The 13,632-nt window shown below is 52.3% G+C and carries 18 protein-coding genes; 1 reads left to right on the forward strand and 17 read right to left on the reverse strand.

The features are described 5' to 3' along the window. Positions 1–95 precede the first annotated feature (95 nt). The 3 genes from C6362_RS10935 to C6362_RS10945 form a co-directional block, all read right to left on the reverse strand. Positions 96–1,733 carry a carboxylesterase/lipase family protein gene (locus C6362_RS10935; RefSeq protein WP_014016603.1) on the reverse strand — a complete coding sequence of 546 codons (1,638 nt, stop codon included), beginning with the start codon at positions 1,731–1,733 and terminating at the stop codon, positions 96–98. After that, the gene (locus C6362_RS10940) at positions 1,730–2,101 is read right to left on the reverse strand and encodes a carboxymuconolactone decarboxylase family protein (protein ID WP_014016602.1); all 372 of its coding nucleotides are present in this window, start codon (positions 2,099–2,101) and stop codon (positions 1,730–1,732) included. Before C6362_RS10940 ends, C6362_RS10935 begins: the two co-directional genes overlap by 4 nt. Positions 2,102–2,259: 158 nt before the next feature. Further along, a complete protein-coding gene (locus C6362_RS10945; RefSeq protein ID WP_014016601.1) occupies positions 2,260–3,105 on the reverse strand; it encodes an aldo/keto reductase in 846 nt (281 codons plus the stop codon). Between the two features lie 170 nt (positions 3,106–3,275). Between C6362_RS10945 and C6362_RS10950 the strand changes: the two genes are divergently transcribed. Beyond that, the gene (locus C6362_RS10950) at positions 3,276–4,184 is read left to right on the forward strand and encodes a LysR family transcriptional regulator (RefSeq protein WP_014016600.1); all 909 of its coding nucleotides are present in this window, start codon (positions 3,276–3,278) and stop codon (positions 4,182–4,184) included. A 238-nt stretch (positions 4,185–4,422) separates the two neighbouring features. On the opposite strand, the gene C6362_RS10955 is transcribed toward C6362_RS10950, so the two are convergent. The 14 genes from C6362_RS10955 to C6362_RS11020 all read right to left on the reverse strand — a co-directional run bounded on the left by C6362_RS10955 (position 4,423) and on the right by C6362_RS11020 (position 13,503). Then, on the reverse strand, positions 4,423–4,683 hold the full coding sequence (locus tag C6362_RS10955) for a recombinase family protein (protein WP_014016599.1): 261 nt from the start codon (positions 4,681–4,683) through the stop codon (positions 4,423–4,425). A gap of 240 nt (positions 4,684–4,923) precedes the next feature. Next, the gene (locus tag C6362_RS10960) at positions 4,924–5,817 is read right to left on the reverse strand and encodes a tautomerase family protein (RefSeq protein WP_014016598.1); all 894 of its coding nucleotides are present in this window, start codon (positions 5,815–5,817) and stop codon (positions 4,924–4,926) included. 16 nt (positions 5,818–5,833) lie between these two features. Further along, positions 5,834–6,829 (reverse strand): NADH:flavin oxidoreductase, encoded by a 996-nt coding sequence (locus C6362_RS10965; protein ID WP_014016597.1) that lies wholly within the window; start codon positions 6,827–6,829, stop codon positions 5,834–5,836. A 28-nt stretch (positions 6,830–6,857) separates the two neighbouring features. Next, positions 6,858–7,217 carry a cupin domain-containing protein gene (locus tag C6362_RS10970; RefSeq protein WP_014016596.1) on the reverse strand — a complete coding sequence of 120 codons (360 nt, stop codon included), beginning with the start codon at positions 7,215–7,217 and terminating at the stop codon, positions 6,858–6,860. 19 nt (positions 7,218–7,236) lie between these two features. Next, positions 7,237–7,947: an NAD(P)H-dependent oxidoreductase gene (locus tag C6362_RS10975; protein ID WP_014016595.1), complete on the reverse strand. Its 711-nt coding sequence runs from the start codon at positions 7,945–7,947 to the stop codon at positions 7,237–7,239. A gap of 39 nt (positions 7,948–7,986) precedes the next feature. Next, a complete protein-coding gene (locus C6362_RS10980) occupies positions 7,987–8,946 on the reverse strand; it encodes an MBL fold metallo-hydrolase (RefSeq protein ID WP_106699305.1) in 960 nt (319 codons plus the stop codon). Beyond that, complete coding sequence (locus C6362_RS10985; protein ID WP_014016593.1) at positions 8,936–9,529, reverse strand: nitroreductase family protein; 594 nt, start codon at positions 9,527–9,529, stop codon at positions 8,936–8,938. Before C6362_RS10985 ends, C6362_RS10980 begins: the two co-directional genes overlap by 11 nt. Before the next feature lie 35 nt (positions 9,530–9,564). Then, positions 9,565–9,984: a pyridoxamine 5'-phosphate oxidase family protein gene (locus C6362_RS10990; protein ID WP_014016592.1), complete on the reverse strand. Its 420-nt coding sequence runs from the start codon at positions 9,982–9,984 to the stop codon at positions 9,565–9,567. 47 nt (positions 9,985–10,031) lie between these two features. Continuing rightward, positions 10,032–10,496: a MarR family winged helix-turn-helix transcriptional regulator gene (locus C6362_RS10995; RefSeq protein WP_218925675.1), complete on the reverse strand. Its 465-nt coding sequence runs from the start codon at positions 10,494–10,496 to the stop codon at positions 10,032–10,034. A gap of 193 nt (positions 10,497–10,689) precedes the next feature. After that, entirely contained in the window at positions 10,690–10,983 is a 294-nt protein-coding gene (locus C6362_RS11000) for a hypothetical protein (RefSeq protein ID WP_051014193.1), read from the reverse strand. Between the two features lie 137 nt (positions 10,984–11,120). After that, the gene (locus C6362_RS11005) at positions 11,121–11,741 is read right to left on the reverse strand and encodes a recombinase zinc ribbon domain-containing protein (RefSeq protein ID WP_198407945.1); all 621 of its coding nucleotides are present in this window, start codon (positions 11,739–11,741) and stop codon (positions 11,121–11,123) included. Positions 11,742–11,957: 216 nt separating this feature from the next. Further along, the gene (locus tag C6362_RS12360) at positions 11,958–12,089 is read right to left on the reverse strand and encodes a hypothetical protein (protein WP_198407944.1); all 132 of its coding nucleotides are present in this window, start codon (positions 12,087–12,089) and stop codon (positions 11,958–11,960) included. Then, the gene (locus tag C6362_RS11015) at positions 12,083–12,739 is read right to left on the reverse strand and encodes an MBL fold metallo-hydrolase (RefSeq protein ID WP_014016588.1); all 657 of its coding nucleotides are present in this window, start codon (positions 12,737–12,739) and stop codon (positions 12,083–12,085) included. Before C6362_RS11015 ends, C6362_RS12360 begins: the two co-directional genes overlap by 7 nt. A gap of 14 nt (positions 12,740–12,753) precedes the next feature. After that, positions 12,754–13,503, reverse strand: a complete 750-nt coding sequence (locus C6362_RS11020; protein ID WP_255411297.1) for a DsbA family oxidoreductase — start codon at positions 13,501–13,503, stop codon at positions 12,754–12,756. Positions 13,504–13,632: the final 129 nt, after the last annotated feature.

Raw genomic sequence — 13,632 nt, forward strand, 5'->3', positions numbered from 1 at the left:
GGCAGGATTGCCCACCACGACTTCATAGTTCCCCACATCTTCTCCTATCTTTCGCAAATCAATCCGTACTTCGTCCATTTTTTGTTCCTCTTCCTTTAGTACATATTGATATTTTGCCAGAAAGCGAAATGGTGGCGCTGCTTGTATTCCTTCATATCCACCATCTGCGGCTTCCCTTGGCCAAGTTTCAAATAACGGGCATGGTCGCCGTCAAAACGCTTCCATATTCCCTGCTCGTCCACTTTGGACATGCCCGTCCAGATTTTCGCCATCTGCTTGGCGACCTTCTGCTGCTTGGGCGTGAGTTCGGTGCCGATGTCTGAAGAACCGTGAAAGCCGGGGAAAAGATACGGCAGCTCGTAAGTATGCGCCGTTCCCTGCTCAAAATCGGTCGCAACATACTTGGGACACTGCGGATCGCTGAACTCGTAGTAATAGACTTTCAGCTTGCTGTCGAGCGAATCGGCAATCCGATAAATCGGCGCAGCAAACCAGCTGTCCGTGATGACCTGTGCATACGCCTCGGCGGGACTGCCGTAAGCCTCTGCGGGATACTCGGCCATCACCTTGTCCGCAAAGCCGGGGATAGCGTACTGTTTTTCCAATGTCTCGAGATTGGTGCGATAGGCGGCCTCGTCCATATTTTTCCCGGCAATGCTCTCCGTCAGGGCGGCAAAGAAAGAACCCTCGTTTTGCACATTGCCAATGCCCAGCCGTTCGCCGTTTACTTCGCCGTTCTTAAAGGCTTCAGCGATGCTTGACGGCACATACTCACCGTCACGGGTGATAATGCCGTCCAATAAATAGTTGTTTTCCAAAGCCAAAATTTCTTCCGTGGAAAGGGAGCGCAACTCCTCGGCGGTAGCGTTTTCCAATCCTGCCGCTTTAGCCAGGCCGATGCCCTTTTCCTCGGCCTGTTCCCGCGAAATCGAATGGCCATTGGCATACATGACAGGACTGGACATGGCGATGATGTTTTTGAACAAGCCTTTGGCCTTGGGACTGGCCATCAGGATTTGCGAGCTTTGCCCGCCGGAGGATTCGCCGGAAATCGTCACATTGTCGGGATCGCCGCCGAAGTTCTCGATATTTCTCTGCACCCATTCAAGCGCCGCAATCTGATCCATCACGCCGTAATTGACAGCGGCGTGACCTTCCGCATCAAGGGCGGGATGGGCAAAATAGCCGAACGCCCCGAGCCGATAGTTTATCGTCACCACCACGGCGCGGCCTTCCTTGGCTAAAAGCGAGGGGTCATAATCGCTCCCCGCGCCGACCACCAAAGCCCCGCCATGAATCCAGACAAAGACGGGAAGTTTATCGGGGTCGCCGGGTTGCTTCTCCGGCACGGCCACATTGAGGTACAGGCAATCTTCTGAGCCGCCTGCCGTTGCGAACACGCCCAAGTAACCCGTCTGCGCCGCTTCGCTTTTGTATTCGGTGGCATCAAGCACCCCATGCCAGTTATCGACCTTCACCGGCGGCCGCCAACGCAGCTCACCGACCGGCGGCTTGGCGTAGGGAATCCCCCGCCAGTAGCGCACACCACCCTTGGCAAAGCCCCGCACTTGCCCGTTTTCGGTATTTGCCAATACGTTTTGGCTGACGGCCTGCGCCTCTGCTGCGTACACCATCGTTTGCTGATTGGGCAGCACCGCCGGAATAATCAACCAAGCGGCAGCGGCTGCCACAGCCAAAGTTTTCTTTAAGCGGGAAGAAAATTTGCTGCTCATTTTGCTGCTCCCTCCTCCACATAAGCCTTCTTCATGGAATTAAACGCCGCCCACACATTCGGCCAGCCGGCATAAAACGCCTGATGGGTCAAGATTTCCGCCATTTCCTCTTTGGTGACGCCGTTCTTCTTGGCTTCCTGCATCTGGTACTGACAGGCGAAGGTATCGCCCATACCCTTGGCTACCAAGGTTGCCACCGTCACCATCGAGCGGTCACGCAGGGAAAGTTTGTCGTTCCGCGACCAGACCTCGCCGAACAGGACATCATCGTTGAGCCGGGCAAATTCCGGCGCAATCTCGCCGAGCATATCGCGCCCCGCCGTCTGCACTACCTTTACCGCTTTTCTCTCGTTATTGTTCTGCTCCATTTATGCCGCCTCCGTAAACATCAAATTCATCGATAAAATTCCTGCCGCCAGCAATGCAGCTGCAAGCTTATAGAAACGCATAGTCCTATCCTCCGTCATTTCAAGGCTTTATAAGCCGCTTCATCCACCGGCTCCAGCCACTCTTTGCCCCCTTCTTTTTATCTTACCTTCAGTTGATTCAGCTTTTTGATAAGTTCCACGTCCGTCAAATCGGCAATGGCATCATTCCTGTCCAGCAGGTCAATCGCCGTGATTTCCTCTTTCGTCAGACGAAAATCGAATATGTCGAAATTCTCCTCTATGCGTTTCTTGCGTACGGATTTTGGAATCGTGACGATGCCGCGCTCCACATCCCAGCGCAGTATGACCTGCGCCGGAGTTTTCCCGTATTTTTTCCCGATGGAAATAAGAGTTTTATTTTCAAGGATTCCCTTGCCGCCATGCCCCAATGGGCTCCATGCCTCCATCTGGACATCGTATTCCCGCATGATTTTCTCGGCGGCTTTTTGCTGATAATAGGGATGGAACTCCACTTGGTTGACGGCCGGCGGCAGCTTATTGTTCATGATGAAATCCACCAGACGGTCGCTGCCGAAGTTGCACACGCCGATTGCCCGAATACGCCCTTCCTGATACAGTTCCGTCATGGCCCGCCATGAGCCGTAACAGTCTCCGCAAGGCTGATGAATAAGATAGAGGTCGAGATAGTCAAGCCCCAGTTTTTGCAAGGACGTTTCAAACCCCGCTTTGGCATTTTCATAGCCCGCATCCTGTATCCATAGCTTTGTCGTGACGAACAGTTCCTCGCGGGGAATGCCGCTTTCCTTGATGGCACGTCCAACGGCTTCTTCATTGAAATAAGCCGAGGAAGTGTCGAGCAGCCGATAGCCCGTTTCCAGCGCCTGAAGGACGCTCGTCTCGCATTCCTTTGGGTCGGTCATCATGTAAACACCAAATCCCAAGAGAGGCATCTTGATGCCATTGTTCAGCATGGTATATTCCATATACATTCTCCTCTGCAATCCACTCGAAAATTTACGGCTTTTGGAAGGCATTTTCCGTAACGGCCGTGTCCCTCCGTCTGTAAATTCATTTTATGGCAAATCTCCTTGCAACGGAAGTCGCTTTTTGCTATCATGGCATTAACCAAAAGGTTCATACAGGAGGCTTTGCGATGTACAACAAACACTTGGACGCATTTCTGATGGCGGCCGATTGCGGCAGCTTCACGAAGGCGGCGAAAAAACTCTTCATCACCCCCAATGCGCTCATCAAGCAGATCAATCTCTTGGAGGGCAGATTAGAATTGACGCTGTTTCGGCGGACGAACCACGGCATTGTGCTTACAGAGGCCGGCAAGAGCATTTATCGGGATGCCCGCCGCATCATCCATATATCCGAGCAGGCTCTGGTTACTGCCAAGGCACTCACGACAGGCAAGCAGAACATTATCCGGCTGGGCAGTTCTATGATGAATCCCTGCCGCCCCATCATGGAGCTATGGGTGGCTGTAAGCAGTCGTTATCCTCATATCAAACTTTCCATCGTCCCCATTGATGACGGAAAAAGTGACAAACAGGATTCTTTCGCTGAAAAAACGGGAAGCGTCGACATCATTGCCGGACTCTTCCCGTCCACATTATGGAAAAATAAAGTCAATGCCCTCAAAATACGCCAGCTTCCCTTGGCGGTGGCCGTCCCCATCAATCATCCGCTGGCAAGCTGCAAAAGGCTGATGCTGACCGACCTCTACAGCGAGACGCTCCTCATGGTGGAGCGGGGCGACACAATTTATATCGACCGCTTGCGCGATGAGCTTGAAACCGCGCACCCGCAAATCCATATCCACGATGTACCTTCCTATGACATCAGCATCTTCAACTATGCAGCCACCACGGGGCATCCCATGATTACCGCCGATATTTGGTCGGAAATCCACCCTTCCCTCGTGACGCTCCCTTGCGACTGGGGAGGCGATTACTCCGTCCCATACGGCCTGCTCTATGCCAAAGAGCCTGCGCCGCACGTCAGGGAGTTTGTGGAGATTATGACAAGTTTGATAAAAGAACAAACAACATTTTGATTTTACAGCCGTCTCTCCGTTCCATCCCGAAACACCACCGTCATTCCACCATCCACACCCACCGTCACACAATCCCCATCGCCCCCCAGAGCGGCTCATCGAACTCCGCCACAGGCCCCTCCTGCGCCTCAAGTGTCCTGATGAACCCCGCTCCCTAAAGGGACTAGCTTCGCGTCGCAACCGCTCGCCCTTGGCTGACCGCTGGGCGATGGTCTCCGTCACCTCGTCGAATCGTGTCTTAGCTTTCTCGTACCAGCCCTCTGGCAGTCAGCTCCCTGGCAATGGAGCGGAAGGTATACCCGTCCAGGAACAAACGGTAAATCAGTTTCACCGTCCTGGCCTGTTCCTTGTTGACGGCCAGATTCCCATCCGGCCCTTTGTCATAGCCCAGAAAATGCCTGTAGGGAACACACACCTTGCCGTCAGCGAACCGCTTCCGATGACCCCAGGTCACGTTTTCCGAAATGCTCCGGCTTTCTTCCTGTGCCAGGCTGCTCATGATGATGAGGAGGAGTTCCCCTTTACCGCAAATTTTGATACAAAATAACGATGCACCCCCTATACTCGATTAACGATGAACCCCCTTGCACCCCCCTGCCTATCGTTAAGCAAGTATTCCTCGGAAGCCGCACGGGACAAGGCTTCGACAAAAAGAGAAGGGGGTGCATTTGCACCCCCTCGTCGAGGATTTTGCACCCCCAGTTCATATGTCGAATGGTTTTGTAATGGCAATAGATGTTTATAGCCAAGTGGCCCAAGTGCTTTGCAGTGGTATCTTTGTCGTGAATTGCACGGTTGCCGACCATTTCGTTTTTTTCCACTCGCCATTTTCCTTGCGGTAATCACATTTGCATTTCAGGGCGTTCATGGTGACTTCCGATATACCCTGCAATTTTTTTGCCATGTTGAGCATAACATATTCATAGGTTTCGGCGGTATCATCGGACAGTTTCGTAATGAGCTGCTGACCGGTAAAACCGAAAGTAAACTCGCAGGCATCGAAAAAGCCGCAAAAAAGCGGAAATTCTTCGTCAATGCTTCCATGTATGGCCTGTTTGCCGTCCAAAAACATCTCAAGAACGGCATCGTTCGAAAAGACGGTACGCAAAACTTCATAATCTTTGTTGTCCACAGATACCCAATGCTTATCAAAATTTTGCCGAATGGCCAAGCGGTCTTCTATCTGGTTTGCAGCCATAATCTCCCCTCCCGAATTTTCCTCTTTCTTGACCCATGGCATGGCAAGCCCGATATCGGTACTGAGTTTGCCGCGACCGAAAGACATATTTTCAATCGGCAGGGGATACATCATCATGCTTACATCGTCCGGGCCGATGCCGACTTTTTCCTTGGCGTAGCGAGTGACAAGTTCGGCAAGTTTCCGCTTTTGTTCCAGTGTTCTGGTGTCGCCAAAGGCCACGTTCACGACTATGCGCTTGCCGGTGCGCTGCATATCGGGAAAAGTATCCGTGATAAAAAATTCATCTTCTTTATGCTCGCTGATGATGATAAAACGGTCATCCATCGGGGTTTCCATAGCCTCGTGAAGAGCAAGATTCAAGGCATCGGCAAGATTACGTTTCTCCTCCCCAGTGAATTGGTTCGCTCCTATGTGAACATGAAAAACAGGCATTTTATCTCCCCTCGCTTCATTCACTCATGGCATTTCTCGCCCAGTCCGGATTCCCGATGACGGCTCTTGCTACGCCGATCATATCAGCTTTTCCCGCTTGGAGCAGGGATTCGGCATCTTCTTTTGTTTTGACACCGCCGGTAAGGATGATGGGCAGGGTCGTTTGCTGTTTGATTGCCTCGGAGGAGTCGCCAAAGTAGCCGACGCCTTTTTTGTTGCTCGGACTCGAGCCGCAGTGTCCACCGGAAATGCTGAGGTAGGAAAGTCCCGCGCTCTCCAATATTTTTGCAGCCTGAACGCCGTCCTCAATCGTACTGCCGCCGTCCATGTAGTCTGAGGCGCCGAAGCGCATTCCCAAAATAAGATCGCGCCCCAACACCTTGCGTACAGCCGCAATTACCTGCAAATGAAGTTTCAGCCGTCCATCAAGTGTTTTGATTGTGTAAGCGTCCGTGCGTTGATTCATTAGCGGCGAATAAAATTGATTGAGCAAATAACCGTGTGCGGCGTGAATCTCCACGCCATCGAAGCCGGCAACTTTTGCCCGACGTGCTGCCGCCGCAAAATTCTCTATCAAGCCGTCGATTTCTTCTTGCGACATGGCGTGTGTCGGAGCCATCGCGCCGCCCACCATAGCTTTCTTGGGACTTACAAGTCCGCTGGGGCTGATTCCTTCCGTTACCTGAGCCAACGGCGACACTGCCCCGGCATGGGAAATTTGCAGAACAGTTTTGCATCCGTTCCCGTGAATGAGGCTTGCCAGTTTCGTGAGCCCCGCTATATCCTCGTCTTTTGCAGAGGAAAGCTGATTCTCGGAAGCTCTCCCGTTCGGCTGAACAAAACTGTGTTCGATGACAACAAGCCCGAAGCAGCCGCCCTTTGTCCGCTCATCGTAATATTTGAGCTGTTCCTCCGTCACCGTGCCGTGGTCGGATTTCTCCAAATCCACCGGTGCCATGACCAGGCGATTTTTCAGGGCAATGCCGCCCACCTCTATGGATTCTCTCAACATATTTATGTTCCCCGCCTTTCTACGGCTATTATTCTGCCACAACTCCATCGGTAGCCGTATATTCTTCCAAGGAACCGGCTTTCACTTGGATGCAAACATAGGAGAGAGGTTCATCTGCCGCTGCAAAAAACTGCCGCTTTCCCGCCGGGGAAATGCGAAGCCAGTCGCCTTTCTCCAGTTGTATCTCCTCCCCATCGACAACGGCCTTGCCCCGGCCGGACAAAATCGCATAGATTTCCTCGTTTTGCTTGTGGTAGTGGGCAAAGGGTACTTTCTTCCCTGCGGCCAGCTCATTGATGCTGATTTCCGCCCCGGTAAGTCCTAATGTATCATGCAATTCAATGCGTTTTTCGTTGTCTTTGACCTTCGTCGTGCTGTAATTTTTCATGGGATTGTCCTCCTCAATTTTATTTCCAAATAACCGATTCCGTCAGCGGACGGCGGGTCTTGTCACGATGGGGCGTTTCGTTCCGATAGCCAAGGGCAAGAGTAACGGCTGCGCTGTAATGCTCGGTGTCGTAGAGCTTTTCCTCTGCGCCCAAGATACGGTCAAGTTCTTTCGGCTGAAAGCCCTCGATGGCGCAGGAATCCACCCCGAAGAAAGCCGCCGCCGTCATCATGTTGGCCATGACGATATACGCTTGTTTGGCAGACCAGTCAAAGGCGGCGCGTTCTGATTCCATGGTGTTGAAGTCCTTGGTGGAAAAATTCGTGTAGGCTTCTCTGAAAAACTCATATACCTTGTCGGGAATCTGATGAATTTCCTTCAACACATGGTCAAGGTAAGCCGAGCCGAAGGTCACGTCATTTTTCTTGTTGGCAATGAATACGATGAAGTGGCTGGCATTGTCCAAGGGATTTTGCGCGCCCCACGCAAAGGGCTTAATCTTCTGGCGAAGTTCGGCATCTTGAAGCACAATCATCTTCCACGGCTCAAAGCCCATCGAGGTCGGCGCCAGCCGCGCAGCCTCCAAGATGGCATCGAAGGTTTCCTTGGAAATTTTGGCGTTCGGATCGAATTTCTTGGTCGCATAGCGGTACTTCAGGACATTCAGCACCTCCTCGGCAGAGAAATTCGGCTTTTGGGCGTTCATGGTCAAAATGGTGTTCGGGTTCATAGCGTCATTCCATTCCTTTCTGTGTAATAATTTTCTCTGTCAATTACGAATGGGACGAAATTCGATGGGAATCCAACGATATCCTGTTGCTTCTTTTTTGATATATCCCAAGCCCGGAAAGGGGAAGTGCGCTCCGGCAACTAAAATCCTGCGTTCGGCTATTTGCGGCAATATCGACAGGCGCATTTGGGCGGCTGTTTCGGCATCCGTATCAAATATATCGCCCACTTCCGGGTGGGGAAGTTGCACCGATTTGATATGCACGAAATCTCCGAAGGCCAGAAAGTTTTGTCCCCGTGATGAAAACTCAAATCCGGTGTGTCCGGGAGTATGCCCGAAGAGCGGAACGAATTTTACGTTCGGAAACACCTCACTGCCCGAAGCATAGGACACTATGCGTCCTGAGCGGCGATAGGGAAGGAGCACATCTCTTGCCATTTTGACAAAGGGTAACATGGCCTCCGGGAAGTTTTCCATGGGGGTGTCGAGCCAAAAAATTTTTTCCTGTTCTGCCAGATAAATTGTTGCGTTTGGGAAAACCATTTCCCCGCTCTCCATAATCCCGTTGATATGGTCAAAATGAAGATGCGTCGGCAAGACTACATCGACATCGGAAGCCGCATAGCCCGCCGCGACCAGATTCTCCGTCAAGTGCCCTTTCGTGTCAAGAAATACCGGCGATTCCGTTTCGCCTATGCCCGCATCAATCAAAATCAGATGGTTTCCGGTATTCACCAAGAATACGCTCAGCGTCCCTTCCGACATTCCATCTGCCATGAGCGGGACAAAATCACGGCGAAGCATTTCGGAAAGTTCCTCGTGAGTAAATGAAGTAAAGCCGCTGAACATAGACGCATCGTATCGGACGGATGAATCAAACAGCGCCGTCACCTCATAATCGCCCACCATGGTGCGGAAGAACCCGGGAGCCTGTGTTTTTCGCATGGGTACGGGATTTTCTTTCATGCTGTTCACGCTTTCTGCCGTCTCAATCGACATAACTTACGGGATTGCCGGTGATTTTCCGCTCGGTGCGCTGCGGGAGTCCGTCTGCCGTGTCGGGCAAGCCCACCACCATCGAGGCGCAGACGGTTTCATCTTCCGCAAGGCCAAGTTTCATCAGATAGTCGCGGACAGCGGCATTTTCGTCCAGCCAATGGAGCTGGTTGATATAGCAGCTGCCGAGGTCAAGCTCGTTGGACATAAGCATCATGTTTTCTATGGCACAAGCGCAGTCCGCCATGGCGTTGCCGTAGCCGATTTTGTTGGCCGTCACGATAAGAACGGGGGCATTGTAATGAAAGGCGAAATTTCCTTTTTGCGCCGCCTTGATGACCGCCTGCATGGACTTATACATACCAGGCTTCACTTCCATAGCGGAAAAGGTCCGGCACACAAGTTCCGCCAGTTCCTTCAGCACCTTGGGACTGCGGATGACCAGAAAATGCGTGGTCTGACTGTTGCCGCCGCAGGGGGCGGCGCGCCCGGCATCCAGTATTTTTTCGAGCTTGTCGTCTGGGACGGCTTCCGCCTTGAATTTGCGGGTGCAACGTCTCGTTTTGATGACTTCGTAAGTGTTCATGTTCATTCCTCCGCTGGCTTGTTTTCTCTATGGCGTTACATTTCCACGGATTTCGGCGTACCAAGCCCATGAGCGAGCTTGCAGGTGCATTCGTCCATATACATCAGGACAAGCGTGGGGCTATCGACGGTCTTATGGATTTTATGGACAATCTCATCGAGCCTGTCCCAAATGCGGCGACGCTCCTCTTTGTCCTCAGCGGCGACAAATTTCATCACGCCCGTGATGCGTACCGTGAACTTGCCGGAGGGCTCCATGTAGGTGTAGGCCGTCTGGGGATGGTTGACGAGCTGCCGATAGACTTCCTTGTTGCTGGCCGTGGCGAAGTAAAATTTCCCGTCCTCCTCGAACTGGAACTCGATGCACCGCGCTTCCGGCATTCCGTCCTCCCGCACGGTTGACATGATACCGTAGGCATCCACCGGCAAATACTTCATGAATTCTTCTTTGTTCATAGCCAAATCCTCCTTGTAGTATGTATATACAGATGAAACATATAAAATTACGCATGATCCAATTTGTCCGCCGCTTGGCTCATGGCCGCAGAAAGCTGGCGATATTCTGCTTCACCGATGGCGGCGACTGCCCTGTCTCTCAGCTGATGCAAACTCTCGTCGATGCCTTCTGTTTTCTCTTTGCCAAGTTCCGTCAGGCTGACATGAACGGTTTTCCATTCCTGCTCCTTTTGCAGTATGCCTTGCCCTACGAGAGCATTGACAAAGCGGGTGCAGGTGGACGGCGCAATATCCAGCTTCTCGCTGAGTTCGGAAATCGTGATGCCCGGATATTGGTTCACCACAATCAGCACATAAACATAGGGAGCGGCAATACCGGTCGTGGCATACACTTCATTTACAATACGCCGAAGCACATTCGCCAGCCGATTGGCAGTAAAGAACAGGCATTTTCTCAAGATAGTCTCGTCTGCTTTCACCTTGCCGTCCTCCTCTCTCATTTGCATATACATATAATAGCACTACCCCATACTGCTGTCAATACCCTTCAGAAAAAATTTGGCAGGACAAAAAAAGCCCCGCCAAGCATCATTCAAGATATTGGATTCATATTTGTCATTTATGTATCGTCATCCCATCGCGGAACACCACGGGCATACCGCCATCTGCGTCCACCGTTACATAATCCACCATGCTGCCCCACAGCTACTCGTCGAAATCCCAGAGCGGTGCGGTCTGCCCCTCAAACGTCTTGATGAAACCAGCCAGACGCTCTGCCTTGACCGACCGCGCGGCGATGGCCTCCGTCACCTCGTCAAACCACTGCTTGGCGGTATCGTACCGCACCACCAGTCCGTTGTAGCGTTTCTGGTACTCCGCTTGGTTCTGTGCGATGCGGGCGTTCTCGGCGACGCACTCCTCCAACATCTTCACCACCACGGCAAGCTCCTCGGCGAGAGCCGACTTCTCCCACCCTAGTTTCCCGATGGTGCAGAGCATCGCTTGGATGGTTTTCGGCGTTGCCTATAGCCAGCCGTCGGCATCGACATATATTCTATCCGCGGTGGTTTTCGACACGAATCATCAGATTCCTGCATAGCACGAAAATTTTTTCGCACCGCACCATCCATCGCGCATCACACCCTCGTCCCATCCCGGAACACCACGGACAGCCCGCCGTCCGCCCTCACCGTCACGCACTCCACCATGCTCCCCCACAGCCGCTCGTCGAACTCGGTAAGCGGTTCGCCCTGCCCTTCGAGCGTCTTGGCGAACCCCGCCAGCCGCTCTGCCTTGGCTGACCGCTCGGCGATTGTTTCCATCACCTCGTCGAACCGCCGCTTGGCGGCATCGTACCTTGCCACCAACCTGTTGTAGCGTTTTTGATACTCCGCTTGATTTTGAGCGATGCGGGCGTTCTCGGCGACGCACTCCTCGACCATCTTCACCACCACGGCAAGTTCCTCGGCGAGTGCAGACTTTTCCTGCTCAAGTTCTTCCGTGGCGCAGAGCGTCTTTTGCACGAGCCGGGCATTGGCGATGACCTCCTCGCGCTCCGTCACCAGTTTGTTGAATGCCGTGACGAAGGCCGCCTTGACCTCGTCCTCCGTCACATGAGGCGTTTGGCATTTATGCCCGTCGTACTTGTTGTTGCAACGGTAGATGACCCTGCGGTACTTGTCTGTGCTGTGCCAGACCTTCGCCCCAAAATAGCTGCCGCATTCGGCGCATTTTATCTTGCCGGAGAAAATGCTCACGCCGCTGTATCTGCCTCCCTCCCGCTTGCGCCGCGCTGCCTCCGACTGCACCATCTCAAAGGTAGCAGGGTCGATGATGGCGGGAACCCCCCACCGCCTATCGTTAAGCAAGTCTTCCTCGGAAGCCGCGCAGGACAAGGCTTCGACAAAAAGAGAGGGGGTGCATTTGCACCCCCTCGGTGGGGATTTTGCTCCCCCTAAATTGGATAAGTTCTGTCACTTTTCCATTTGTTCCATTAGCCAATACGGATTCTTCAAAATCTCTCTGCCAACCCCAATCAAGTCCGCAGCATTATTTTTTAGGAGAGTTTCTGCATCTTCTAAGGTCTTAACTCCCCCCGTCAGCATGACGGGAATGAGTTCGAAAATGGCGCATACCACGAGCGTTCCCGTTCTGCCCCCACCGTAGTCGGTTCCGTATGTCCGGACAGCAAGACGGTTTCCTGCGGCAGTTTCAGTATACGCTGTGTGATACTCTGCATCAATGTTTGCTCATCCCCGCCGGGAAAATGTGTCAGCCCGAAACTGTTCTTGAAAATGGAATCACCCACGAAGGCCACATTGTCCTTGGCGCTATAATAGAATACGCTGTCCGTAGTATGACCGGGAACGTAGTGCATGGTCAAAGAAAATACAGGATTCCTTTCGAGGGCAATCCTACTCCCGTCCGGCAAATAGCTCACATCATCCAGTTTGATATATAGCCCGCAACCTTCCGAGAGATTCCAACGAGGATTCTCTGTATATTCCCGCCCTCTCTCGTGCATACAGATAGGGATGGACAGTGCACCCTGGATTTGCGCTGCGGCACCCATGTGGTCGAAATGTCCATGGGTGAGCAGAATTTTTTCGATGACGAATCCTCTTTGTCGAATAACGGCTAAAAGAGTATCTGCTTCTGCACCGGGGTCGAGCAAAAAGCCGTGTCCTGTGGCATCATCAATATAAAAGTAGGTATTGGTGTTAAAAACGCCTGCCACGGGCAACGATAAAATCATGATGCTCCCCCGCCTTACTGCACAATATGGCAGCCATCCGCCCCGCAGACCATGCCATCTAATGATGTTGCCGCTGACGTTTCCTCAGCCAGTATCTTTTCGATGGCTTTTTTCAGCATGGCCGTCGGTTGTGCACCTGATGCCGTGTACTTGCCGTTGATAAGGAAATAGGGTACGCCGTGAATGCCGTGCTCCATTGCTTCCTGCTCATCGGCGCGTACCTCATCGGCGTATCGGTCGCCGGACAACACTGCAGTCACTTCGTCCTTGTCCAAGCCACATTCGCCTGCGATTTGTGTCAGCACATCATGGTCGCTGAGTTTCAGATTCTTGGTGAAGTAAGCATCAAATAACTTCGTGATAATTCCTGTTTTCCCTTTTTCCTGGGCATATTTCGTGAGACGCAGGGAGTCAAAGGTGTTGGTGTAACGTGTAGAGACGTAGCGAAAGTCGATTCCCTCACTCCTGCCCATGCGGGAGATGGCTTCAATACGCTCTGCTGCCTCCTCTTTGCTCAGATGATACTTCGCGGCAAAACGATCCACCGTAGAGGAAACGACCTCCCGGCTGGCATAAGGGTCAAGTTCAAAGCTCTTGAATTCGATTTCCACTTTATCTCCGCCGTCAATTTCCGCCAAGGCCTTTTCCAGCCGCTTCTCACCGATATAGCAGAAGGGACAGGCGTAGTCCGACCATAATTCGATTTTCATTTTCCGTGCCTCCTTAGCAATATATAGAACTTGTTCGATATTGACATTATACACAGGGCAGTATATAATGTCAATAGAAATAGAGCGCGTTCTAAAAATAATTTTGAAGAAGGTAAGCGACGTCAACTACTCCCGACTAAAGTCGGGAGCTTGTAAGTCGGAACTACATAGGTACTAACGGCA

Origin of the sequence: Megasphaera elsdenii DSM 20460 (assembly GCF_003010495.1) — a bacterium.
GTDB lineage: Bacteria > Bacillota > Negativicutes > Veillonellales > Megasphaeraceae > Megasphaera > Megasphaera elsdenii.